General features: G+C 41.3%; 21 protein-coding genes. 8 read left to right on the plus strand and 13 right to left on the minus strand.

Annotation, left to right across the window (positions count from 1 at the left end):
- Nucleotides 1–129: 129 nt before the first annotated feature.
- Genes SKC38_RS11695 through SKC38_RS11705 form a run of 3 tightly spaced genes read left to right on the plus strand, consistent with a single transcriptional unit; the run spans nt 130 to nt 3066 of the window.
- Nucleotides 130–939, plus strand: coding sequence for a glycogen/starch synthase (locus tag SKC38_RS11695; protein ID WP_377977329.1), 810 nt, complete (start codon nt 130–132; stop codon nt 937–939).
- Nucleotides 890–2263 carry a DUF4270 family protein gene (locus SKC38_RS11700; protein ID WP_377977330.1) on the plus strand — a complete coding sequence of 458 codons (1374 nt, stop codon included), beginning with the start codon at nt 890–892 and terminating at the stop codon, nt 2261–2263. Before SKC38_RS11695 ends, SKC38_RS11700 begins: the two co-directional genes overlap by 50 nt.
- A 14-nt stretch (nt 2264–2277) precedes the next feature.
- A complete protein-coding gene (locus tag SKC38_RS11705) occupies nt 2278–3066 on the plus strand; it encodes an amidohydrolase (protein ID WP_377977331.1) in 789 nt (262 codons plus the stop codon).
- Here the strand turns inward: SKC38_RS11705 and SKC38_RS11710 are convergent.
- Nucleotides 3053–3754: an ABC transporter ATP-binding protein gene (locus tag SKC38_RS11710; protein WP_377977332.1), complete on the minus strand. Its 702-nt coding sequence runs from the start codon at nt 3752–3754 to the stop codon at nt 3053–3055. The two genes, SKC38_RS11705 and SKC38_RS11710, sit on opposite strands and share 14 nt — an antisense overlap.
- 92 nt (nt 3755–3846) lie before the next feature.
- Here SKC38_RS11710 and SKC38_RS11715 point away from each other — a divergent pair, with 92 nt between their 5' ends.
- A complete protein-coding gene (locus tag SKC38_RS11715; protein ID WP_377977333.1) occupies nt 3847–5067 on the plus strand; it encodes a bifunctional 3,4-dihydroxy-2-butanone-4-phosphate synthase/GTP cyclohydrolase II in 1221 nt (406 codons plus the stop codon).
- A 33-nt stretch (nt 5068–5100) separates the two neighbouring features.
- On the opposite strand, the gene SKC38_RS11720 is transcribed toward SKC38_RS11715, so the two are convergent.
- The gene (locus SKC38_RS11720; protein WP_377977334.1) at nt 5101–6003 is read right to left on the minus strand and encodes a prohibitin family protein; all 903 of its coding nucleotides are present in this window, start codon (nt 6001–6003) and stop codon (nt 5101–5103) included.
- Nucleotides 6004–6099: 96 nt separating this feature from the next.
- Here SKC38_RS11720 and SKC38_RS11725 point away from each other — a divergent pair, with 96 nt between their 5' ends.
- The 3 genes from SKC38_RS11725 to kdsA are packed head-to-tail and all read left to right on the plus strand — an operon-like array spanning nt 6100 to nt 8681.
- Complete coding sequence (locus tag SKC38_RS11725) at nt 6100–6828, plus strand: ABC transporter ATP-binding protein (protein WP_377977335.1); 729 nt, start codon at nt 6100–6102, stop codon at nt 6826–6828.
- 1 nt (nt 6829) lies between these two features.
- On the plus strand, nt 6830–7870 hold the full coding sequence (gene murB / locus SKC38_RS11730; protein ID WP_377977336.1) for a UDP-N-acetylmuramate dehydrogenase: 1041 nt from the start codon (nt 6830–6832) through the stop codon (nt 7868–7870).
- A 1-nt stretch (nt 7871) separates the two neighbouring features.
- Complete coding sequence (gene kdsA / locus SKC38_RS11735) at nt 7872–8681, plus strand: 3-deoxy-8-phosphooctulonate synthase (RefSeq protein WP_377977337.1); 810 nt, start codon at nt 7872–7874, stop codon at nt 8679–8681.
- Here the strand turns inward: kdsA and SKC38_RS11740 are convergent.
- The 11 genes from SKC38_RS11740 to SKC38_RS11790 form a co-directional block, all read right to left on the minus strand.
- Nucleotides 8678–10579 (minus strand): ComEA family DNA-binding protein, encoded by a 1902-nt coding sequence (locus SKC38_RS11740; RefSeq protein ID WP_377977338.1) that lies wholly within the window; start codon nt 10577–10579, stop codon nt 8678–8680. The genes kdsA and SKC38_RS11740 overlap by 4 nt on opposite strands.
- Nucleotides 10580–10645: 66 nt before the next feature.
- Complete coding sequence (locus tag SKC38_RS11745) at nt 10646–11515, minus strand: hypothetical protein (protein WP_377977339.1); 870 nt, start codon at nt 11513–11515, stop codon at nt 10646–10648.
- Nucleotides 11516–11519: 4 nt separating this feature from the next.
- On the minus strand, nt 11520–12266 hold the full coding sequence (gene rnc / locus SKC38_RS11750; protein WP_377977340.1) for a ribonuclease III: 747 nt from the start codon (nt 12264–12266) through the stop codon (nt 11520–11522).
- A 3-nt stretch (nt 12267–12269) separates the two neighbouring features.
- Nucleotides 12270–13517: a beta-ketoacyl-ACP synthase II gene (gene fabF / locus SKC38_RS11755; protein WP_315577665.1), complete on the minus strand. Its 1248-nt coding sequence runs from the start codon at nt 13515–13517 to the stop codon at nt 12270–12272.
- Nucleotides 13518–13635: 118 nt separating this feature from the next.
- The gene (locus tag SKC38_RS11760) at nt 13636–13872 is read right to left on the minus strand and encodes an acyl carrier protein (protein ID WP_315577664.1); all 237 of its coding nucleotides are present in this window, start codon (nt 13870–13872) and stop codon (nt 13636–13638) included.
- 155 nt (nt 13873–14027) lie between these two features.
- Nucleotides 14028–14945, minus strand: a complete 918-nt coding sequence (locus SKC38_RS11765) for an ROK family protein (RefSeq protein ID WP_377977341.1) — start codon at nt 14943–14945, stop codon at nt 14028–14030.
- Between the two features lie 64 nt (nt 14946–15009).
- Entirely contained in the window at nt 15010–15468 is a 459-nt protein-coding gene (locus SKC38_RS11770; RefSeq protein ID WP_377977342.1) for a YkgJ family cysteine cluster protein, read from the minus strand.
- A 2-nt stretch (nt 15469–15470) separates the two neighbouring features.
- Nucleotides 15471–16055: a thymidine kinase gene (locus SKC38_RS11775; RefSeq protein WP_377977406.1), complete on the minus strand. Its 585-nt coding sequence runs from the start codon at nt 16053–16055 to the stop codon at nt 15471–15473.
- Nucleotides 16056–16104: 49 nt separating this feature from the next.
- Complete coding sequence (locus SKC38_RS11780) at nt 16105–16863, minus strand: succinate dehydrogenase/fumarate reductase iron-sulfur subunit (RefSeq protein WP_315577661.1); 759 nt, start codon at nt 16861–16863, stop codon at nt 16105–16107.
- A 9-nt stretch (nt 16864–16872) separates the two neighbouring features.
- Nucleotides 16873–18852, minus strand: coding sequence for a fumarate reductase/succinate dehydrogenase flavoprotein subunit (locus SKC38_RS11785; protein ID WP_377977343.1), 1980 nt, complete (start codon nt 18850–18852; stop codon nt 16873–16875).
- Between the two features lie 19 nt (nt 18853–18871).
- Nucleotides 18872–19540, minus strand: a complete 669-nt coding sequence (locus SKC38_RS11790; RefSeq protein WP_377977344.1) for a succinate dehydrogenase cytochrome b subunit — start codon at nt 19538–19540, stop codon at nt 18872–18874.
- A 185-nt stretch (nt 19541–19725) separates the two neighbouring features.
- Between SKC38_RS11790 and SKC38_RS11795 the strand changes: the two genes are divergently transcribed.
- Nucleotides 19726–22515, plus strand: a complete 2790-nt coding sequence (locus SKC38_RS11795) for a T9SS type B sorting domain-containing protein (protein ID WP_377977345.1) — start codon at nt 19726–19728, stop codon at nt 22513–22515.
- Nucleotide 22516 lies beyond the last annotated feature (1 nt).

Genomic DNA, 22516 nt, shown 5'->3' on the forward strand with positions numbered 1-22516 from the left:
TAATCGTGGAATCAGTTTAATTCAATAGGCAAAATAAAGACCTTTAATTAATAAATGTGCGGAATTGTGCTTAATTTTTTATATTTTTGCATTTGTTTTTTGGGATAAATTCCCCTAACTAATTTTAGCATGTCTAAATTGCGTATTCTTTACGTTTCCAGCGAGGTTGATCCTTTCCTCAATACATCCAAAATAGCTGATTTTGTTCGCGCGTTACCGACAGCGATGCAAGAGCGTGGGATGGAAATTCGAATTTTGGTTCCCCGTTTTGGGTCGATTAATGAACGTAAAAACCGTTTGCATGAAGTGGTTCGTTTATCAGGAATTACGATTCCGATGGGCGATGAGGAAAAGCCTTTGACAATCAAAGTTGCGAGTATTCCAGCTGCGAAATTGCAAGTTTATTTCATTGATAATGAGGATTATTTCCAACGGAAATATGTGCTAACGGACAAGGAAGATGCATTTTATGCGGATAACCACGAGCGTGCTATATTCTTCTGTAAGGGTGCCTTAGAGACTGTAATTAAATTAGGATGGTCACCTGACGTCATTCATTGTAATGATTGGATGTCAAGTTTTGTTCCATTGTATATTTCTTCTTATTACCGGAATCACCCAATTTTTAAAGATTCCAAAACAATTTTTTCACCTCACAATACTAGCTTCGATTTTACGTTCTCAGTGGACGACTTGAAAGAAAAAGTGAAAATTGGCGACATGGATGATGCACATTTGTCTAGTTTAGATGGTGCAAACTATGGTGCCTTTATTAAATTGGGTGCTGAATTTGCCGACAAAATTGTTTCTTTAGAAAATGCGGATAATACCCGTATCCAACCGATTATTGATGAATTTCAAGATAAAACCTTCCAAAATATTGCCGATAATGACCTCGATTTCTTCGAAAAAACATACATTGAATTGGCCGGCAATTAAATGGTTGGGAATTGTTTCCCTTTTTCTTGCTTCTTGTGATACGCCAAAAGAAATCGGCGCTGATCTTTTTAGCGTTGAAGTTGGCCTTAATTTTACCGACTCCCTACGTGTGAATTCAAGCACTGTGTTAATGGATTCTATTCATACGGGAGGTAATAATACGTTTTTATTGGGGTCTTTTAATCATCCCGTGTTAGGAACATTTGAGTCAACGGTGTTCACTCAAATTGCTAATGCAGATTCATTGTTGGCAAAAAATGTATCTATCATAGATTCATTGAAAATGCATTTGGTTTACAAAAGCTTTCAAGGAGACACAAATCAATTACAAACGCTACAAGTGTATAAGTTGAAAGACAGTTTAAGTTTGTCAACGGATTATTTTGCCAATACGAACTCTGTCGCTGCTCAAACGACAGTTGTGGGATCACATTCGTTTCGCCCACGTCCTATTCGCTCTAAAGCATTTAATGGAGATTCATTGAAATTAGACACCTTGCATTTTAAGATGTCAAATACCTTGGGAAGTGAGTTGTTGGCTAAATATTCCGACAAAACCTTAGCGGGAGGTGGACCTACATTTCGGGCATCATTTCCGGGTTTGATGATGAAGTCCTCAACCACTGCAAAATCGGCATTAATTGGATTTTCGCCAGCATATTCTCGCATGACATTGCATTGGCATAACCCGAATGATACGACGAAATATTCCGTAAACTATTACTTCAGTTTGTCTAGTGCCATGATGACCGAAGTACATGCGCGCTTTAATCAATTTAAAGTAAGTCGTAACGGTGTTTTAGCTAATCTGACGAAGTCGGGTAATAGTATTCCTGCATCAACTACTGGCCAAGTGACCTATGTTCAATCAGGGTCAGGTTTGGTGACAAAATTGGATTTCCCAACGTTGATGAACCTGAAGGGTAATCGGAACATTGCGGTTAACAAAGCGGAATTGGTATTAGAAGCTGTTGATGGTGTAGACTTAAATCAGACATTAAGCCAATTAACTTTACTTTCGGTTGATGCCAATAACCGACCTATTCGAAATTCGTATGGTTTAGGTTATGTTCAATCGGAAGGTGGCGCAGGTATCCAAACAGCGAATTATAATTCAGCGCTAAACGCATTCACGTTTAATATTACGACTGAACTACAATCCATTTTAAATGGGCGGAAAAATAATTTGGGATTCCTAGTTACTCCATCTATTTCTGCGAGTTCAACTGGTTATACAAAGATGATGAGTGAGTCAGCTCGCTTCGTGCCTTTGAACGCGTTGAAGTCTAAAATTCGAATCTATTATTCTTATATTGCTAAATAAATAGTGATATTATCATGTCTACCCTGAATCAAGATTTACGGGTTAGTTATGTACAAGCCGATTTGGTTTGGGAAGATCCCATTGCCAATTGCGCGCAATTGGAAGAATCTATCCAAGATTTGCAGGGCCTTACGGATATCATTATTCTGCCTGAAATGTTCAGTACCGGCTTTAGTATGTCTGCTGTTGGTGCTGAAATGGCCTCAGGACCCACGGTACAGTGGATGAAATTGCAAGCCTCTCGTTTACAAGTATTGTTAATAGGCAGTCTTAAAATCAAGGAATCTGGTCAATATTATAACCGTTTATTGGCTGTTCATCCTTCGGGTCAAATCGATTCGTATGATAAAAGACATTTGTTTCGTATGGGCAATGAAGAAGCATTTTATACGGCTGGAAATGCATTATGTTTGATATCCTATAAGTCTTGGTTGATTGCTCCTTTTATCTGTTACGATTTACGTTTTCCTGTGTGGTCGCGAAATGTTCAGTTGAAATATGATTTGGCTATCTATGTAGCCAATTGGCCCGCGGCACGAACACATGCCTGGTCTAGTTTATTACGTGCGCGTGCTATTGAAAATCTCGCTTATGTCGTAGGAGTCAATCGGGTTGGGATTGATGGCAATCAATTGGAATATGAAGGAGCTTCGAGTATTGTCTCGTTCAAAGGTGAAGATTTATTGCCTTTGTCGTCGAATGTTTCAATTCAAACCCAAACGCTATCCTTTCAAGCATTGAAGGATTTTCGTGAAAAATTCCCTGCACATCTCGATGCAGATGATTTCTCTATTTCGATTTAGTCTTTTCTTGGAACAATTGGCTGATTCCACCGGGAAAGGCTTTGGCTTCTTCCATGCTACAATCTGCTTGCAACACCCCGTGGTTAATAATCAATAATCGGTCACAAATAGCTTCAACTTCACTTAATATATGGCTCGAAAATAAAATCGTTCGACCCGGTTTTAAGGACAGAATTAAAGCACGGATTTCTTCCATCTGATTGGGATCTAAACCACTCGTGGGTTCATCCAAAATTAAAATGGAAGGATTATGTAAAATTGCCTGAGCTATCCCAACGCGTTGTTGGTATCCTTTCGAAAGCGTATGTATTTTTTTGTTTTGTTCGAGCGTTAAACCTGTTAGTTGGATTACCTCTTGAATTCTGTCTTGTGGAATTTGATGAATAGACGCAATAAAAGAAAGGAACTCTTTGACATACATTTCCGAGTAGACAGGATTATCTTCTGCCAAATACCCAATTTGCTTTTTCAGTTCGATAGAATCTGTGTTAACTCGGTTGCCTGCGATGTAAGCTTCTCCGGAAGAAGGTTGTATGAGGCCAACGAGCATTTTGAGGCTTGTTGATTTTCCAGCACCATTGGGTCCTAGAAAGCCAACTATCTCACCCAATTGCGCGCTAAAGTTAAGTGAATTGACGGCGATTTGTGCACCATATTGCTTGCTCAGATTTTTAGCTTCAATCGACATGTGAGATTCTGTGATATTATCTTACAAAGGTAGCTAAAATGGGAACTATTTCTGCTTACCTTTGTGTTTTCGTTACAAAATACACATTAATTATGCAGGAGGAAAGTATACGTTTAGATCGTATTGAAGATGCCATTGAAGATATTCGCCAGGGAAAAATGATTATCGTAGCAGATGATGAGAATCGAGAAAATGAGGGCGATTTGATTTGCGCTTCAGAAGCAATCACTCCAGAGATTGTTAATTTCATGATTCGTGAGGCTAGAGGTTTGATGTGTGTGTCATTGACAAATGAGCGATGCATTGAATTGGGCCTTGAAATGATGGTTGATCAAAATACCACATCGCACGAAACTCCTTTTACCGTATCTGTAGATTTGTTAGGTCATGGTTGTACCACGGGTATTTCGGCACAGGATCGTTCAAAGACCATTCAGGCTTTGGTGGATTCGTCAACTCGTCCGAGTGATTTAGGTCGACCGGGTCATATTTTTCCATTGAAAAGTCGTACTGAGGGCGTTTTACGTCGTACCGGCCATACAGAGGCTTCGATGGATTTTGCCAAATTAGCAGGCTTCAAGCCTTCTGGGGTATTAATCGAAGTATTAAACGAGGACGGTAGCATGGCTCGCTTGGCGGATTTACGCCGAATTGCGGATAAATTTGATTTAAAATTAGTGACAATTAAGGATTTGATTGAATACCGTTTAGCAACGGAGTCCTTGATTCAGCGTGAAATTGGAGTAGATATGCCTACCGAATGGGGGCATTTTGATTTGATCGCTTACAAGCAAAAAAATACAGGGGATACACATATAGCCTTAATCAAAGGTACTTGGGATGCTGATGAGCCTGTGATGGTTCGGGTACATAGTTCTTGCGTGACAGGTGATATTTTTGGTTCTTGTAGGTGTGACTGCGGTGGCCAATTGCATAAAGCTATGGAGATGGTGGAGACGGCAGGAAAGGGCGTTGTTTTATACATGTTCCAGGAAGGTAGAGGTATTGGACTTTTGAATAAATTGAAGGCCTACAAATTGCAAGAGCAGGGACGCGATACGGTTGAGGCTAATCTTGAATTAGGTTTTGCCATGGATGAACGTGATTATGGCGTAGGAGCTCAAATTTTACGTGATTTAGGGATTCGTAAAATCAAGTTGATATCGAATAATCCTAAAAAACGTGCGGGATTACTTGGCTATGGATTAGAGATTGTTGAATCTTTGCCGATAGAAATTCAATCCAATCCACATAATGAAGCTTATTTGAAAACGAAGCGAGATAAAATGGGGCATACCATTTTGAAGAAATAAAAAAAAGCTCCGAATTAATCGGAGCATTTTTTATTAGTTATTGCCTAAAATGATGGGAGTTGATTTGTTTCCCATGATGATGACTTTGGTATTCGGCGATTTAGCAATTTCTTTTTGTGCTATGATGGATTCATATTGCAATTGTTTGTCGCTTAATCCGGTCGACAAGATTTTCTGGTAATCTGCGATTCCTTGAGCTTCTACGCGCTTACGTTCTGCTTCTTGCTTTTCTTTCAATAGAACGAATTGCATTTTCTGAGCGTCCTGCTCAGCATTGATTTTGGACTCGATGGTTTGCTTAACTGAATTGGGTAGATTGATATTTCGAATCAATAGTTGCTCCAATACTAAGCCTCGCTTTTTGAAATTGCTCTCAATGTCTTTGTAGATGCGTGTTTGGAATTCATTGCGTTTCAATGAATATAGTGCCACAGCATCGTAATAAACGGCATTGTCGCGAATCATGGTTCTTGTGATTGGACGCACAACTTTGTCTTTGTAATCTGGGCCAATTTCCTTTAAGATCGTTGGAGCTTGTGAAGGTAGGATTCGATACAATACTGTTAAATCTACAACCACCTCCAAACCATCTGCGGTTAATACGCGGATAGCGTCATCACCTTCGCGGTCGCCCTCGTCGTGTACAGCCGACATGGTATAATTTTGGGTTTTGGCATCAAAGACTGTTACACTTGCAAGTGGGTTTACGAAGTTTAATCCTGATGATAAGGTTCGCTCGGAAACTTTACCGAATACACTTTGAACCCCAACTTCCCCTGCATCAATTTGCTTGATTGTCGAGCTGCTAATTCCCAAAATGATTAAAACGATTGCAGCTTTTCGTAAAGGAGAAGCAAATTTGACAAAAACTAGATTTGGATTGTCGATGGCTTTGCTAGCCAAAAATAATAATGCACCGAGAATAATGAATAGCATACGTTTGTTATTTAGAAGCGACAAGGTACACATTTCTTTGCTTTTAAAATCAAAATTCACATGCCGTTTTTCCGTAAAATATAGCTAATTTTGAATATGATTCAGTTGAAACACATACACAAGGAATTTGACGGTCGAGTTGTTTTAGATGGCATTGATAGTAGTTTTCAGCCGGGGAAAATCAACATGGTGATTGGTGGAAGTGGAACCGGTAAGAGTGTGCTGTTAAAGTGTATGATTGGAATCTTAAAACCTGAAAAAGGGCAAGTTCTTTATGACGGTAGGGATTTTTTACAAGCCGATCAAGAAACTGTAAAAGCGATTCGTCGCGAAATGGGCGTTTTATTTCAAGGAGGTGCATTGTTTGATTCAAAAACGGTTTTGGAAAATGTACGATTCCCGTTGGACACGCTGACATCGCAATCCGTAGAAGAGAAAAATGCGCGGGCAATGATGTGCTTACAACGCGTAGGTTTAGAAGCTGCGGCTCACCAAATGCCTTCTGATATTTCCGGTGGAATGAAGAAGCGAGTAGGTATTGCTCGGGCGATTGTCATGAATCCCAAATACCTTTTTTGCGATGAGCCGAATTCCGGTTTGGATCCGTTAACGGCTGTAAAAATTGACTTATTGATTCAAGAAATTACCAAAGAGTTTAACATTACAACCATCGTAATTTCGCATGATATGAATTCTGTGATGCGGATGGGTGAATACATTATGTTTTTGAAGGATGGGAAAAAGGTTTGGGAAGGAAGTAATCAAAATCTTCTGAAGACTGACGTGCCATCGTTACAAGAATTTTTATCGACCAAACTTACTTAATATGCCCTTGGTTAAATCGGCTCCACGTGTGTTGGAAAACGTCTCCATGCTGCCTTATAATACATTTGGCATAGATGTTTCTGCACGTTTTTTTGTGGAAATCAATCATTTGCAGGAATACATCGAACTCGTTCAAGCTGGGAATTATGGTCATGTCAAGCACCTTTTTTTAGGTGGGGGCAGTAATTTGTTGTTGACACAAGACATCGATGCCTTGGTTGTTAAAATTCAAATGCTGGGAATTGAAGTGCTGGAAGAGGATGCAGATCACATTTGGGTGAAGGCCGGAGCTGGTGTTGTTTGGCATGATTTTGTCTGTTATGCGGTGGATCATCAATGGGCTGGCATCGAAAATATGTCATTGATCCCAGGAACGGTTGGTGCGGCACCTATGCAGAATATTGGTGCTTATGGAGTAGAAATCAAGGATACATTTGATCATTTGGATGCCTTGAATTTAACGACCATGCAAATGGAGCGATTTGATGCTGCACGTTGTGCTTTTGGGTATCGGGAGAGTTATTTTAAGCATGCAGGAAAAGGACAATATTTGATTACTGCCGTTTGCTTTCGTTTAAATAAGCAGGTTCAAGCACAAACGTCTTATGGTGCGATTCAGTCTGTTTTAGCTGAGAAAGGGATTTTAAATCCAGGAATAAGTGATGTCGCCAATGCGGTGATTGAAATTCGCCAAAGCAAATTACCTGACCCGAAAGAAATTGGGAATTCTGGTAGTTTTTTTAAAAATCCAACATTGCCTGCGGATGCTGCCGCTCGATTAATAGCTGAATACCCCAATATCCCACATTATCCAGTTGAAGGAAGTACGGATATTAAATTTCCAGCAGGTTGGTTGATTGAGCAAGCGGGATGGAAAGGCTATCGATCGGGTGATGCGGGTGTGCATGCCAAACAAGCCTTAGTGTTGGTCAATTATGGCCATGCCAAAGGTGCAGAAATACAAACGCTCTCAGAGCAAATTAAAAAATCGATTTTAGAAAAATTTGGTGTCGTATTAGAGACCGAAGTAAACATCTTATAATATGACTTTACCCACGTTAGAAAATTTAGGAAAAGGACCATTCTTTTTGATGGCAGGAAGTTGTGCGATTGAAAGTAGAGATTTGGCATTTGAGATTGCTGAACGCATTGATGGCATCACGAAATCCATGGGGATTCCGTACATATTCAAAGGTTCATATCGGAAAGCAAACCGAACTAAGATTGACTCATTTACAGGAATTGGGGATATCAAAGCCTTGGAGATTTTGAAAGAAGTAGGAACGCATTTTGATCTACCTACGGTTACTGATATTCACGAAAGTGCTGAAGCGGCGATGGCTGCAGCTTATGTAGATGTATTGCAAATTCCGGCTTTTTTATGTCGGCAGACCGATTTATTAGCTGCTGCTGCCCAAACTGGAAAGGCTGTTAATATCAAGAAGGGCCAATTTATGTCGGGAGCTTCGATGAAATTTGCTGTAGAAAAGGTGATGCACGAAAATCCGCAAGCTCAAGTTTATTTGACTGATCGTGGAAATTCATTTGGCTATGGGGATCTCGTAGTTGATTATCGCAATCTTCCAGAAATGTCGAATTTTGGTGTTCCTGTGATTATGGATTGTACGCACTCACTGCAACGCCCTAATCAGGGTAGTGGGGTTACCGGAGGCCAACCAGCCTTGATTGAAACCATTGCGAAAGCTGCTATTGCGGTAGGAGCGGATGGATTATTTATTGAAACACACCCGAATCCATCGATTGCGAAATCTGATGGAGCGAATATGCTTCCATTGGATCAGTTGGAAGGTTTATTGGAAAAATTATTAAAAGTTCGTCAAGCGATCGTTTAAGGAATATAAGCTACTTGTAGTCCAATATCTGTTTTATGCGATGCTGCGATGGCATCTAGTCCAGAACCGATTACCTCTTTTTGGAAGTAATCGGTTCTTGCTATTTTAAGGGCAACAGATATTTTGTTTTCACCTTTATATTCAATCAATAATAGGTTTCTTGTGCTAGGGTCATAATAGGCTGGTAGTAGGAATGAGAAGGGTAAACTTGGTTCATAGGCATATAAGCGGGTATCGTAACTTCCCGACCAAACCCAAGCTGTTCGCATTTGCATTTTGAATCGCTTGAGGTGGTATTCGAAATCATTTAGGTACAAATAACCCGATTCAATTTGTTCTTTCGATTCAATGTGTGACCACATGATACGCCCATGCCATTGAAATCGGAGTAATGGCCTGTTCCAATCGAGGCTCGCTTGAAATAGGTCATGTGGCGATTTTGAATCTGCGAGGTATTTATGCGTCCATTTGAGTTGAGCAAAATAATGCCCTAATTTTCTTCGGTCCCATTGGAAGCGACTTAATAATTCCCAACCTAATGGTCCGGCTGCCCATTGACTGGAGCTCGCATTCGGAAATCGAAATACATCCAAATAGCTGGAAAAACGTTTGTATTTCGTGTGCTGGTATTGGTGGCCGAGAAAGAGCCCCCATTCATTTTTATTGTTCGAACTTTCGCTAATGGCATTCGCCATAGGGCTAAAATAACCAGCATCATACATTCGAATAATTCCCGAGACATCTGTTTTTTTATTCACGGCCCAGGCGAATGCATGGATCGTAGACCAGGCAGATATCGCTGTATGCGCGATTTCTCCTGATATTCGAACATTTCCTTGTTGGCTAATATAACTAAGTGAAGTATTCAGTAAATTCCTCCCTCGCCAATCCAAAGGATTCGACGGCATAAATGGATAATTCCATTGTGTCCAAGTCTGGGCCAATGCCCATTCTACATTTTGACCTTGATAACGAAAATTAAGCCCAGCCGCGAATTCTTGCAAGCGGTTTTGTTGGCTTATTTCTGTCGGTGTTCGGTGTAAGCCGTCCAACTGGAAAGAACGAAAATATGTGCTATCCTTTGATAAAATGAGGTCTTTTTTACGGGATGATAAATAGATTTGACTCTGAAACCTACGCCACCTTGATTGAAAGTTAATTCCGCGGTAAAATTCTGATTCGCCCGAAGAGGTATAGGCCATCGCTCCCCCGTGAAATTTTTGGGTAGCGCGTATGCTTTCATAGCTTTTGCCTAAGGAAAAGGAACCGGATTGGACGAGTCCTTGGCCCCATTGGTTGATAAAGTCGCCTAGAATCAATTTAACGTGCTCTCTGGAGTCTTTTAATTCAACAAAGGCGCTTGCGAAATCGTTGTATTGTAATTCGCCTGCATCTTTTCCAATCAGTATTCCGGTCCGGATGTTGCTATTCCAGGTTCCACGGTAGCGGAATAGGGTACTTAATGGGCTTCCCACGTATCGAACTTTGCTTCGGGATGTAGGAGCGGAAAATCCTATTTTTTGTTCGAGTGTTCTTTCCAAGCGTAGGATGATTTGGTGCTTGGGGTTTTCGGTTTCGTACCAATGTGGAGGATTCGTCCGACAAACGAGAAGTGCTTGAATTGTTCGTAATGTGGTTAAGTCCCAATTGGGTATGGTTTGTAATTCAAAAAGGGAGACGAATCGGCCAATATGTTTGCGGTGACTTACAAAAGATTCGATTTGAACGGAATGTAAAATTCCCATGGCGAGTAACTCAGCTTCCGAAGCCTCGTTGATATCGATCGGATTTTGCTCGTAATAGTTGATTATGCCTTGTTTTTCCTCGGTCAGTTCCGTGGATTGTTGGGCCGAGAGCAAAAAGGGGAGGAGCCAATAAATAAAAATGAGCCGTTTCAAGTTTTTTTCTTGAAACTAGCTCATGGATGGTTATTCTTTCGCTAGAAAACTGATAATGAAAATCAGTTAACTGAATTTTCGCTCGATGAGTAACATAAGTTCTTGTGATGCAGAAGATTCTTCGAATTGATATCGTCCGGCAACTTCGTTTCTCCAGTTGGATACGCTTGCTTCAAAATCAATAAATTCAATGAATTGACTGAATTGCTCCGCATTCCCATCAAATAATTCTTGGATGAAATTCAATCGTTGGAATAAAGAAATGCTCTCCGCTAACGAAGAAGTCATTTGATTGGCAACCATATTCTTTAACGAATGATCGTCCACTTGTATCGTGTCTAATACTTTTTCGCCCGTTGAATCAGCCAACATCTCTTGAATGCTTTGCGGTTTGTTTTCTTCAGGGTTTAATTCGCTTAAATCGGGTAATTCATTCGATACCTCAAAATAGTCTGGCGTCGATTGTGTGGGGAATTCAATAGCTGTATCCTCCCAAGCAACCGCTTGAAGGTTATTTTCTTCGATTTCAATTTCTGGGCTTAGTTCCTCTTCCTCCTCAGGTAAATCTTCTAATGAATCCGATGGACGTTCAAAAAACACTTCAGCATTCAGTAGATCAGCAAAGCTTGGAACTTCGGGTTGAGTAGATTCGATTTGTCCACCCAATGCAGCAATCCAATCCATCCAAATCTGCTCGGGCAATTGCACTTGCATTAACAGTGTTTGCGCAATAGAATTCCATTTTTCTTGCATGCGGAGATTTGACCAATCAAAATTGGGTAGTTTTTCCACGAGTATTTCACTCGTTAACTGTTCCAATAATTCTGCTTGAATAGTCGCGAGAATCATGGGGTCACAGTCAAGCGAAAGAACTTCTTGAAAACTCAAGGTTTGGCCTTGATTGTTCCAGTAGTGTAAGAAAATATTAGGTTTCATACGCTTATTGATTGATTTTTAGCGCTTCGCAGGCTTTCATTGCGGCATTTTGTTCCGCTTTTTTCTTTGAATATCCTTTGCCTTCGGCAATTTTTTCGTTTTCGATAAGTACGAATGCCGTAAATTCTTTGTTGTGATGAACTCCTTCTTCATCCAGTGTAAACTGGACTTTTTTGCCTTCTTTCTGCGCCCATTCGATCAGGATTGACTTGAAGTTGGGGTTGTTTTGAACGACCGTATCCAAATCAAAATACTGAGTAAGTATTTTTTGTGTGATGAATTTTTGGGTAAAACTAAAGCCCTTATCTAAATAGACAGCACCAACAAAAGCTTCTAGTGCGTCTCCATACATGCTGGAGCGGGATAGCGATGTTTTACGTTGGTTTTCGTATTCAATAACTTCCTCGAGTCCTAATTTTCGGCCGAGGACATTTAATGATTCCCGACTCACCATTCGAGAGCGAATTTCGGTTAGGAAACCTTCGTCTTTGAATGGGAATTTTTTGAATAAGTAAGCTGCGGTAATCATGCCTAGCACGGAGTCTCCTAGAAATTCCAAACGCTCGTTGGACTCTTTGTAAGATTTTGACACAGATTCTTTTGAGGCCGAAGCATGTAAAAAGGCTAATCGGTATAATTCTAGATTAGACGGATTAGCCCCTATAAGGTGTTTGACTGATTTATAAAGGTGTTTCTCGCGTTCATCTTGGGAATGTAAGCCGAACCAGGTCAACGGAGAAAGTAACTTCATAAATTAAATTTTTCTAAAGATGACAGTTGCATTGTGGCCACCAAAACCGAAGCCATTGCTTAATGCAACATCAATTTTACGTGCTTTACCTACGTTTTCTGTTAAGTCAATGCGTTGATCAATTTCTGGATCACGGTTGAATACGTTAATGGTAGGAGGGACGAATTGATTTTTGATTGCTAGGACAGATGCAACGGCCTCAACAGCTCCTGCTCCTCCTAGTAAGTGACCTGTCATTGATTTCGTTGAAGAAATAGCCATGTTGTAAGCGTGTTCTCCAAAGCAATCAACGATGGCTTTAATTTCTTGTGGATCACCAATCGGTGTTGATGTTCCGTGTGTATTGATGTAATCAACCTCTTCAGGTTTGATTTGTGCATCTTCCAATGCGTCTTGCATCGACAATAAAGCACCATATCCATCCGGATGTGGGGCTGTAATGTGGTAAGCATCTGATGAGAAACCTCCACCAATTAATTCCGCGTAGATTTTTGCACCACGTGCTTTTGCGTGCTCGTATTCTTCTAAAACCAATGCACCTGCACCTTCACCTACGACAAAACCATCACGGTCTACGTCATAAGGACGAGAAGCAGTAGTTGGATCATCGTTGCGTGTTGACATTGCGTGCATCGCTGTAAATCCACCAACCGATGCGATTGTCACAGGAGCCTCAGAGCCACCCGTGATACAAACATGCACACGACCGGTACGGATGTAATTGAACGCGTCAATAATTGCATTGTTCGCAGAAGAACAAGCCGAAACAGTTACGTAGTTAGGTCCACGGAATCCATTGCGAATGGAAATTTGTCCTGAACTTGAATCTGCAATCATTTTTGGAATAAAGAATGGATTAATTTTTGGCGTTCCATCACCTTTTCCAAAATAGATCATTTCATCTTCGAATGTTTTCAATCCTCCGATACCAGATCCCCAAATAACGCCCACCTTATTTAGGTTTAATTTCTCCATATCAAAACCCGCATCTGCAATGGCTTCATCTGAAGCTACCACAGCATACTGGGTAAATGGGTCCATTTTACGGGCCTCTTTGGTATTAATATAATCTTCTACTTTGAAGTCTTTCAACTCACAAGCAAAGCGCGTTTTGAATTTTTCAGCATCAAATCGGGTAATGGGTGCACAACCACTTTTACCAGCGGCTAAACCTTCCCAAAAGGTATCAACTGTATTTCCAATCGGTGTAAGAGCACCTAGGCCCGTCACAACTACGCGTTTTAACTCCATGTGTTAATTAAATAGACTTTGTAAAAATAAAAAATGTCAATTAGTAATGGTTCAACTGAGGAAAAATCCTTAGGAATTACCAGGTACTAATTGACATCATTATGATCGTGTGATTCGATTACTTTGCGTTTTCTTCCAAGTAAGCTACTGCTTGGCCTACTGTTTGGATGTTTTCAGCTTGGTCATCTGGGATAGAAACATTGAATTCTTTTTCAAATTCCATGATCAATTCTACCGTGTCTAAGGAGTCAGCTCCCAAATCGTTTGTGAAAGACGCCTCAGTTGTAACTTCTGATGCTTCTACACCTAACTTCTCAACGATGATGCTTTTTACTTTTTCTGCAATATCTGACATTTTATAAATATTTTGGGGTTCAAAAACGATGCAAAGATTAGAATTAAAAGTTAGAATATCAAACAAATTTTATTCCATTTTGCACTTTAAAAGTATTTATTGTAATAATAATAATTCTTTTTGTAAAAAACTTGTGTGGTCTATACTGTTTTCAATTAAAAACAGAGTGATGCCGCACCTAAAAGCCCTGCATCATTGCCCAATAAAGCTTTCTTAATATTTAATTTTTCTAAGTAAGCAGGGGTCAACCAGTAGTTTAATTGGCGTTCCATGCTTGGTAAAATAAAGTCATAAGATGCGGATAGTCCACCTCCGATGAAGATATTTTTGATATCTAAAATACGAATCAAAGAAACGAGCATATCACCTAATAAACTTCCTACCTCATCCCAAATAGCCAATGCCAATGCATCGCCTTCTTCGGCCGCAACAACTAGGGCTGTCGTAGAGATCGTGCCATCATCCGCTAACACCGTTTGACCTTTATAGTTAGCACGCATTTCAGTCGCTAATTGCAATAATTCTTTTTTACCCACATTACGCTCTAGAACCTTACCGTTTTTCGAGGGAACGTGACCTGGTTCCATCGCATTACCATCTCCGCCTAAGAAAATCTTACGGTCGATGATTGCTGCTCCACCAACACCTGTTCCCAACGTAATGAAGATGAAATCTTCTGGCATGGTGTTTTTTTCTGGAGAGAAATAGAATTCTCCTAATGCCGCTGCATTGGCATCGTTTTCCATGAAAAATTCATGCTCAGGGAAACGTTTCTCCAACATATCGATCATGGGTGAACCGTCGATTTCTGGAATGGCTGTGATTTCAATCAAAGTACGGCGATTCTTCGTAAGAATACCTGGTAGGCCGATGCCTATCTTTTTGACATTTTTATGTTGGTATAATTGCAAGGCAATAGCATCCGCCAAACGATCTAAGAAGTGGTGAGATTCACGCCACGTTGCGGTATCATAACTCTGAAAGTTGCTGATTTGACCGGTATCTGAGTGAACAATTCCCATTTTAACGCCGGTACCACCTACGTCAATTCCTAAATATTCTGCTGCTGCCATAAACATGTATTGATTGAATTACGAATTTGTCGATTTTTGCCGTGAATTTCAAATCAAAAGGGGTTCAATTGTAAATTCGCTCCAATTTTTCCATGATTTGGGCAACGCCTGGGCAGATGACCGCATTCTTTTGGGTGAGATTCATGATGCCCAACATGTTTTTGCGGTCGGTATGTGGATATTCCCGACAAGCCTTTGGTCGGTGTTCGTAAATTTGGCAGGTATTATCTTCCAGTGTTAGAAAGGGGCAGGGAGCGGAAGGGTAGACCCAATCGCCATCTGAATCTTTGATTAAGTATTGATCCAGAAACTGGGCAACTTTCATCTTAAGGAGATGAGCCACACGCTGAATGTCGGTTTCATTCCACATCGGGCTTGTCGTCTTGCAACAATTTCCACAGGTCAAACAATCTAAATTTTCAAAGACTTGTTCATGTGCCTTTTCAAACTGCATATCCAAATCCCTGGGCTTTTTCGCCTTGATTCGTTGGAATACCTTTTTGAAATGCGGGTCTTTGGGCATGATTAGATCTCGGCATGAAAGCAAGCGCGGCAACGTGCTTGGTAGGATTCTGTTTCGCCTAGTAAAACCGTTTCTTCTTTGTCGACGATGCGGTAAGAATAATGTGCCACGGCACCGCATTGTACGCAAACAGCGTGTACTTTCGTGACATACTCGGCAATGGCCATCAATTTGGGCATGGGGCCAAAGGGATTCCCTTTAAAGTCCATATCAAGACCTGCGATAATTACACGTTTGCCTTGATTGGCCAGCGTGTCTACAACCTCTACGATCGAGTCGTCGAAGAACTGTACCTCATCCAGACCCACTACATCGCAATCTCCCGCTAATAACAAGATTTCACTCGCGCTTAAAACAGGGGTTGAGCGGATGGAATTTTGATTGTGGGAAACAATATCTTCATCGTGATAACGCGTATCGGATGCAGGTTTGAAAATCTCTACACGCAATTGGGCGATTTTGGCGCGTTTCAGTCGGCGAATTAATTCTTCTGTTTTACCAGAAAACATGGAGCCACAAACGACTTCGATCCAGCCGAGGGCAGGAGATTTTTGATTGGACTTGGAATGGGTGGGTTCTAAAAACAAGGGCGTAAAAAGCCCCTGAAATTGCATTCAGGGGCTATCAAATTAAGTTTTACTTCGAAGAAAAGGTAGCAGAGAAGAATTCGCGGTTCATACGAGCGATATTCTCTAACGAAATGCCTTTAGGACATTCAGCCTCGCAAGCACCTGTGTTAGAACAAGCACCAAAACCTTCTTCGTCCATTTGAGCGACCATCGCTTCTGCACGTTTCGCAGCTTCTACTTTACCTTGAGGTAATAAGGCTAATTGCGAAATTTTAGCGGATGTAAATAACATCGCAGATGCATTTTTACAAGCGGCAACACATGCACCACATCCGATACAAGCAGCTGCTGCGAAAGCATCATCTGCGTCTTCTTTTGGAATAGGCAAGTTGTTCGCATCTTGTGCATTTCCAGTATTGACAGAAACGAATCCACCTGCCGCGATGATGCGGTCAAAGGCAGAGCGATTCACGACTAAGTCTTTGATCACAGGGAAAGCGCTCGCTCTCCAAGGTTCTACCGTAATGGTTTCGCCATCTTGGAATGAACGCATGTGCAATTGACATGTCGTAACTCCACGGTTCGGTCCGTGTGGACGACCATTGATGTACATCGAGCACATACCGCAAATACCTTCACGGCAATCGTGGTCAAAAGCTACAGGATCATCTCCTTCTTCGATCAAACGGTTGTTTAACACGTCAATCATTTCCAAAAATGACATATCTGTGGAGATGCCACTCACTTGGTAAGTTTCGAATTTACCAGCTACGTTAGCATTTTTTTGTCTCCAAATTTTGAGTGTCAGGTTTAAATGTCCTTCCATTGTATCGAATTATTTATAAGATCTTTGTGCAATTTTGATGTTTTCGTATTTCAATTCTTCTTTATGAAGTTTGAAAGTCGATTGTTTTTCGTATTCCCAAGCCGCTACGTATGCATAGTTCTCGTCATCACGAAGGGCTTCCCCGTCTTCTGTTTGATATTCCGTACGGAAGTGACCACCACAACTTTCGTTGCGATCCAAGGCATCAATACACATTAATTCGCCTAGTTCTAAGAAGTCAGCCACGCGGCCAGCTTTCTCTAATTCAGGATTTAAATTATCAATCTCACCTGGAATCTTCACATCTGACCAGAATTCTTTCTGTAAAGCTTGAATCTCCTTAATAGATGCTTTCAAACCTTCGGCACTACGCGCCATCCCGCACTCATCCCACATGATCTTACCTAAACGCTTGTGGAAATAATCCACCGGTTTCGAGCCTTTGATGTTCATTAAGGTCTCTAAACGATCACGAACTTCTTTTTCTGCTGCAACGAATGCCTCAGAATCCGTAGACATGGCTGGCGTGCGGATTTCAGATGCTAGGTAATTACCAATTGTGTAAGGAATTACGAAATAACCATCCGCTAAACCTTGCATTAAGGCAGATGCTCCTAGTCGGTTAGCACCATGATCAGAGAAGTTGGCCTCACCCAATGCATACAATCCTGGAACGGTAGTCATCAAGTTGTAATCAACCCAAAGTCCGCCCATTGTGTAGTGAACCGCAGGATAAATACGCATAGGAACTTCATACGGATCTTCACCCGTGATTTGCTTATACATATCAAACAAGTTGCCGTATTTCTCTTTCACGACTGCTTTACCCATCGCTTGAATTTCTTCATCTGATGGATTGTGCATGTTGTTTTTATTGGCTTCTCCTTTTCCGTAGCGGATAATAGCTGCGGCATAGTCTAAGTAAACAGCCATTTTAGATGTACCTACACCATAACCTGCATCACAACGCTCTTTCGCAGCACGAGATGCAATATCACGTGGAACTAAGTTACCGAATGCAGGGTAACGACGCTCTAAGTAGTAATCTCTTTCGTCTTCAGGAATCTCGTTCGCTTTGCGATTATCGTTTTGTTTCTTTGGAACCCAAATACGACCATCGTTACGAAGTGACTCCGACATCAATGTTAATTTTGATTGATGATCCCCTGAAACAGGAATACACGTCGGGTGAATTTGTGTATAACAAGGATTGGCGAAGAAGGCACCTTTTTTGTGTGCTTTCCAAGCAGCAGTTACGTTCGATCCCATGGCGTTTGTCGACAAATAGAATACGTTTCCGTAACCACCAGTACATAACAAAACAGCATGTCCGAAGTGACGCTCTAACGCACCAGTCACTGAATCACGTGCAATAATACCACGCGCTTTTCCGTCGATGGTCACGACATCCAACATTTCGTGACGGGTATACATTTTCACATTACCCATACCCACTTGGCGTTGCAAGGCTGAGTAAGCGCCCAACAATAATTGTTGGCCTGTTTGTCCCGCCGCGTAGAATGTACGTTGAACTTGCGTTCCACCGAATGAACGGTTTGAAAGCAATCCGCCGTATTCACGAGCAAATGGAACACCTTGTGCCACACATTGGTCGATGATATTTCCTGACACTTCTGCTAAACGATGAACGTTTGCTTCACGTGCACGGTAATCACCGCCTTTGATTGTATCGTAAAATAAACGGTAAACGGAGTCACCGTCATTTTGGTAGTTTTTAGCTGCGTTGATACCTCCTTGTGCGGCAATTGAGTGCGCACGACGGGGAGAATCTTGGAAGCAAAATACTTTTACTTTATATCCTAACTCAGCTAACGAGGCTGCAGCGGAAGCTCCAGCCAAACCTGAACCTACAATCACAATTTCCAAAGAACGTTTGTTTGCAGGATTTACTAATGGTACGCTTGATTGGTACTTGGTCCATTTTTCAGCCAGCGAACCTTCTGGAATTTTAGCGTCTAATTTTGTCATAATCGTATCGGCTGAGGAATTATTGAATCAAATTAAAATAGAAGGCGATTGGCATTGCGGCAAAAGCAGCAGCAATGATAATCGAATAAATAGCACCAATAGCTTTGATGGTTGGTGTGTATTTTGGGTGGTTCCAACCAATTGTTTGGAAGGCACTTTGGAAACCATGTAATAAGTGGTAGCCTAAAGAAATACATCCTAATACATAAATTGCAACAACGATTGGGCTTTCAAATACCACTTGCATTTCGTTGTACAGGGTATGTGTTTCTGTCAAGTTGTTCGTTAAACGAGAGAAATACCAGAAATGCTTTAGGTGAATAATTAAGAACAATAACAATAATGTTCCTAAAAGGCCCATGGAACGTGAATACCATTTGCTGTTGGCCGCTCCGTCTACAACGGCATAAGCGACAGGGCGTTTCTTTTTGTTGTCTAACCAAAGGCGAAGACCGTCGAAGATGTGCAACAATAAACCACCAAACAAAACGATTTCCATCGTACGGATGATTGGATTGTGTGCCATGAATTCAGCACCTTCATTAAATGCAACACCGCCATCATTCAAGAAGATGGTTGCATTCAAACCGCAGTGAATTAATAGGAAGCTAATCAAAAATAGGCCTGTAATTGCCATGAGAAGCTTTTTTCCAAGGGATGAATTAAGAGATTTTGCTAGCCAAGCCATAAATTAGGTTATTAGATTTAGGTAAAAACATTCAGAGCGATTGAACAATGTTAACTGTGCTACTGAATTTTAGCCTTCAAAACTACAATCCAATCGCTTGTCAATCAAATTAATCGCGTAAAAAAATGGTTTTTTTTACGATTTTAATTTTGCCTTATTAACTTGCTAACTGACACAAATGTTTTATGCGGAAATATATTTTAATCATCTTCATGCTAGTTTTTTCGGTAAGTGCTGCTTGGGCTACGCACTTAAAGGGAGGTGAAATTACGGTAAGACGTATTTCGGATAAAACGTTGACTTATGAATTTACCTTAACGACCTATACCGAGAATAATCGGGCGAATCAGGATCAAGTCGAAGTGAACTTTTGTTTCGGAGATGGATCTGCCATTATCAAAGCCAAACGTTGCTGCGGAACGCCTGTAGATATTGGAAATGGTACACTCAAAAACTTATACAAAGTAGAATATACTTATCCCGCTCCAGCGCTATTTTATAAGGTTTCCGTTGCGATACCGAATCGGAATGATGGGGTTCGCAACATGACGCGTTCTGTCGAAGTGCCTTTTTATGTTGAAACAATATTCTCCATCAATTCCGGTTTAGGCCAAAACTCAACGCCTTTGTTGTTAAACCCAGCGGTCGATTTGACGGCGGTTGTGGGCCAACCGTTTATTCATAATCCGAATGCCGTGGATGCAGAAGGGGATAGTTTGGCATATCGATTGTCTGTTTCACGTACGGGTGATTCAGAGACATGTAATCCGACGAGTCGGGGGATAACCGCACCCAATTTCAGACAACCCAATGAGGTTTCTGCATTGCCTTCAAGTTTTACGATTAATCCGCTGACGGGTGATTTGATTTGGGATGCTCCACAAGAATTGGGTTTATACAATTGTGCCTTCATTATCGAAGAATGGCGAAATGGGGTGAAGATTTCTGAGACGGTGCGTGATATGCAAATCGAGGTAAAGGATGTGGATAATAAAGCGCCTAAACTAACTGTTCCGCCTGATGTTTGTGTGCAAGCTGGCGCTTTGATTAATGAGAGTATTACGGCGATTGATGTGCCATCGAAGACAGGGCGTGTGGATCCTTTGACAATTTATAGTTTTGGTAATGTGTATGCAATGGATACAGTTTATACGGTCAAACAACCTTATGCCACGTTTGCTTCGATTTCCAAGCAGAATTCTCCCGCAAAGGCGACATTTCGCTGGCAGACGGCATGCCAACATATTCGCAAGGAAACCTATGATGTCCTTTTTAAGGTAGAGGACAATCCGCCGATAACGGTCGGAAATGGGTTAAAATTAGTGGATTCAAAACTTTGGAAGATTCAAATCATTGCGCCTGCTCCTAAAGGATTAAAAGTCGTTTTACAAGGTACGAATGCATTGTTGACCTGGAATTCGTTTACCTGTGCTTTGCCGGGTGCTAAGACAATTATTTACCGACGGACAGGTGCATGTAGTCCAGTTGTAAATGCTAGCTGTGCCACGGGCATGACAGCCACTGGTTTTGTGAAAATTGGGGAAGTGGGGATTGATGTGGCGACATTTACGGATAAGAATGGGGGAGAGGGATTATTGAAAAATACCAATTATTCTTATGTGCTGGTTGTTGAATTTCAAAATTCGAAAGGGCTTGTGAATTACAGTCCGATGTCAGAATCGGTTTGTGCATTTATCCCTTCCACGGCACCTTTGATGACGCAAGCAAGTGTGCTGAAAACGGATGTTGGTCAAGGCGAAATTCAGGTTCGTTGGACGAAGCCCTTGAAATTAGATACGTCTGTTTACAAGGCGCCTTATCAATATCGATTGAAGCGGACTGAGGGTCAAACCGGCTCACAATTTGCGGAAGTGGGGATTACCTCGGATACCCTATTTGTAGATAAAGCATTGAATACAACAGATAAGGCTTATCGCTACCAGGTGGATTTTTATTACACCTCGAATGGGACATTAAAATTGTTGGATAGCCCAACGCCGGCGAGTTCTGTGCGTTTGCAAGCGCAGACGGCGGTTAAATCTGTGAAATTATCATGGACGGCCATCGTGCCTTGGTCAAATGATTTTCAGGTGCATCGCGTTTACCGAGAAACGTATAAAGGGTCTGGCAAGTTTAATCAGATTTCTGATGTGTCGGTTGCTGGGCCGAGTACCTATCAATTTACCGATATTGGAACCGATTTTATTCCAGCAGATGGGAAAATAGATGTGTCGCTATCTGCGGATTCTACGTATTGTTATTATGTGCAAACGGTTGGTCGATATGGGGAAGGACTTCCGGCTATGCGAATTGAAAATGCCTCTCAAAAGGTATGTGTAAAACCTTTGGCGGTTTTGAATCCACCTTGTGCGCCTGTATTAGAGGTGACTGTGCCAGATTGTGGCATTCAAACGTCGAACTGTGAATCCATTGCCGTATCGAATGCATTGACTTGGAAGCCCGTTGTTTCCGGGACTTGCGATCCCAATATTGAAAAGTATCGCGTATATGGAGCTAAGTCGGCAGCTGGGCCATTCGTTAAATTAGCAGAAACTGAAACCCTTTCGTATGTCGATAAGAACTTATTATCACACATCGCTTGTTATTATGTCGTGGCAGTAAATTCAGGGGGAATAGAAAGTCCAAAGAGTAACGTTGTGTGTGCGGACAATTGCCCATCGTTTGATTTACCTAATTTATTTAGCCCCAATGGGGATGGAAAGAATGATGTATTTCAAGCCATGTATTGTCCCCGTTTTGTCAAGCAGCTCGACGCCAAAATCGTGGATCGATATGGGGTTTTAGTTTATGAGTATGCTGGAGCATTGAGTGGGTTTGGCTGGAATGGTCGTTCGATGAGTGGACAGGCGCTTGCAGCAGGAACCTATTTCTACACGGTTGATGTTGAATTTGATGTGGTCGATGCAATGAAGGCTAAGAAACAATTAAAAGGCTGGCTTGAGCTGGTTAAATAAG

Origin of the sequence: Aquirufa echingensis, from assembly GCF_042714525.1 — a bacterium.
GTDB classification, from domain to species: domain Bacteria; phylum Bacteroidota; class Bacteroidia; order Cytophagales; family Spirosomataceae; genus Aquirufa; species Aquirufa echingensis.

Coding starts and splice junctions, on each gene's coding strand:
- SKC38_RS11770 (WP_377977342.1), bottom strand. CDS start 15,468: ATGCCCAAAGACCCGCATTTCAAAAAGGTATTCCAACGAATCAAGGCG.
- kdsA (WP_377977337.1), top strand. CDS start 7,872: ATGACTTTACCCACGTTAGAAAATTTAGGAAAAGGACCATTCTTTTTG.
- SKC38_RS11785 (WP_377977343.1), bottom strand. CDS start 18,852: ATGACAAAATTAGACGCTAAAATTCCAGAAGGTTCGCTGGCTGAAAAA.
- SKC38_RS11780 (WP_315577661.1), bottom strand. CDS start 16,863: ATGGAAGGACATTTAAACCTGACACTCAAAATTTGGAGACAAAAAAAT.
- SKC38_RS11725 (WP_377977335.1), top strand. CDS start 6,100: ATGATTCAGTTGAAACACATACACAAGGAATTTGACGGTCGAGTTGTT.
- SKC38_RS11765 (WP_377977341.1), bottom strand. CDS start 14,945: ATGGCAGCAGCAGAATATTTAGGAATTGACGTAGGTGGTACCGGCGTT.
- SKC38_RS11790 (WP_377977344.1), bottom strand. CDS start 19,540: ATGGCTTGGCTAGCAAAATCTCTTAATTCATCCCTTGGAAAAAAGCTT.
- SKC38_RS11745 (WP_377977339.1), bottom strand. CDS start 11,515: ATGAAACCTAATATTTTCTTACACTACTGGAACAATCAAGGCCAAACC.
- SKC38_RS11695 (WP_377977329.1), top strand. CDS start 130: ATGTCTAAATTGCGTATTCTTTACGTTTCCAGCGAGGTTGATCCTTTC.
- SKC38_RS11700 (WP_377977330.1), top strand. CDS start 890: ATGACCTCGATTTCTTCGAAAAAACATACATTGAATTGGCCGGCAATT.
- SKC38_RS11720 (WP_377977334.1), bottom strand. CDS start 6,003: ATGCTATTCATTATTCTCGGTGCATTATTATTTTTGGCTAGCAAAGCC.
- SKC38_RS11710 (WP_377977332.1), bottom strand. CDS start 3,754: ATGTCGATTGAAGCTAAAAATCTGAGCAAGCAATATGGTGCACAAATC.
- SKC38_RS11705 (WP_377977331.1), top strand. CDS start 2,278: ATGTCTACCCTGAATCAAGATTTACGGGTTAGTTATGTACAAGCCGAT.
- murB (WP_377977336.1), top strand. CDS start 6,830: ATGCCCTTGGTTAAATCGGCTCCACGTGTGTTGGAAAACGTCTCCATG.
- rnc (WP_377977340.1), bottom strand. CDS start 12,266: ATGAAGTTACTTTCTCCGTTGACCTGGTTCGGCTTACATTCCCAAGAT.
- fabF (WP_315577665.1), bottom strand. CDS start 13,517: ATGGAGTTAAAACGCGTAGTTGTGACGGGCCTAGGTGCTCTTACACCG.
- SKC38_RS11760 (WP_315577664.1), bottom strand. CDS start 13,872: ATGTCAGATATTGCAGAAAAAGTAAAAAGCATCATCGTTGAGAAGTTA.
- SKC38_RS11795 (WP_377977345.1), top strand. CDS start 19,726: ATGCGGAAATATATTTTAATCATCTTCATGCTAGTTTTTTCGGTAAGT.
- SKC38_RS11715 (WP_377977333.1), top strand. CDS start 3,847: ATGCAGGAGGAAAGTATACGTTTAGATCGTATTGAAGATGCCATTGAA.